Annotated in this window: 1 protein-coding gene; it reads left to right on the plus strand. The window is 51.2% G+C overall.

The features are described 5' to 3' along the window. Nucleotides 1–1,883 (plus strand): type VI secretion system Vgr family protein (locus DK187_RS13965; protein WP_239494813.1); only part of this gene is annotated, 1,883 nt, incomplete at both ends.

Raw genomic sequence — 1,883 nt, forward strand, 5'->3', positions numbered from 1 at the left:
GACCTGTCTGCCGACACCCTCGTTGATAAAAACGCCGAACTACGCTTGTTTCGCAACGGCGAGCTGGTACAGCGAGTACACGGCATTGTGCGTCAGTTTGAAAAAGGCGACACCGGACATCACTTTACTTACTACGGCTTAACCCTTGTTCCTGCTCTAGAGCGTTTGTCTTTACGTCACAACAGCCGTATTTTCCAAAAGCAAACTGCCCAAGCCATCATTACTCAACTGCTGGATGAAATGGGCATCACGGAGCATCTTTTCGACACACAACGCACGCCGCTTGAGCGGGAGTTCTGTGTCCAGTACCGTGAAACTGACCTAGAGTTTTTGCATCGATTGGCTGCCGAAGAAGGCTGGGTCTACTACTTCACTCATGAAGAAGGCAAACACCTGCTGCACTTTGCCGACCAAAGCCAAACGCTCCCCAAGTACCCAACGAACATACCGTACAACGTCTTAGCCGGTGGTGGCTCAGACGATCTTTACATCTCCACTCTGACGCACCATACACAAAGTTACCCAAGCCAAGCCGTCCTGAAAGACTACAGCTTCAAAAAGCCCGATTACCGCTTCTTGCACCAGCAAGATGGCGAGAACATGGATTACCAGCTGCCAAATTACGAACACTTCGATGCCCCAGGGCGTTTCAAAGACGACGTTACCGGCAAAGCCTTTTCTCGTATTCGCTTGGAATACCTGCGCCGCAGTGCTCGCACCCTAGTGGGAAAAAGTAACCACGCGGGCATCCAAGCTGGCATGAAAATCACCCTCGAAGGGCACAACGAAGACAGCATCAACCAAGAGTGGCTGCCGGTCTCTGTCGAACACCACGGCACCCAACCGCAAGTCTTGGAAGAAGAAGGCCAATCGGGCAGCACTAGCTACAGTAATAAATTTACCTTTATCCCTGCCACCACCAACTGGCAAGCGACACCACAACCCAAACCGAGTGTCGACGGCCCGATGATGGCGACCGTGGTTGGCCCAGAAGGCGAAGAAATCTTCTGTGACGAACACGGACGCGTCAAACTGCACTTCCCATGGGACAGATACAGCGACGCCAACGACCACAGCTCCTGCTGGGTACGCGTCTCCCAAGGCTGGGCTGGCAACCAACATGGCATGATGGCCATCCCCAGAATTGGCAGCGAAGTGATTGTCAGCTTTTTTAATGGCGACCCAGACCAACCGATTGTTACAGGGCGCACCTTTAACGCGAAAAACACGCCGCCGTACGTATTGCCCGACCACAAAACCAAAACCGTCTGGCGCAGTGATACCCATCAAGGGGAAGGCTTTAACGAGATCAGTTTCGAAGACCAAGTGGACAACGAAAAAGTCTACCTACACGCACAAAAAGACATGGAAACCGACGTGCTCAACGACAGCATTACTCACATCGGTCACGACCAACACAGACAAATCGACAACGACCGCTTTACACAAATCGGCGGCGAAAACGGCACAGGCAATGACCATCTCACCATCAAAGGCGAAAGTCGCCACAAGATAGATAAAGATCACACGCTCATGGTGGATGGCAACTTGCAGCAGAAAGTCGGAAAAATTGTCGTACTAGAAGCGGGCGAAGAAATACACTTCAAGAGTGGTGACAAAACCGTGATTGAAGCAGGGGCAGAAATTACTCTTGCCGCGGGCGGCAGCTTTGTCAAAATCGACGGCGGCGGTGTCCACCTAGTCGGCCCCGTCATCAACCTGAACTCTGGCGGTAGCCCCAGTGCGGGGAGTGGGTTTAGTGGGGAGTTACCAGCTAATGCAAAAACATTAACCAGTGAAAACAAAGAGCATTATTTAGAAATCTTCCACCTAGACTCAGAACTTCAGCCAATAAAAAATGCTAAATATACTGCTATTTTAAG

Source organism: Marinomonas arctica (assembly GCF_003259225.1).
Taxonomy (GTDB): Bacteria; Pseudomonadota; Gammaproteobacteria; order Pseudomonadales; family Marinomonadaceae; genus Marinomonas; species Marinomonas arctica.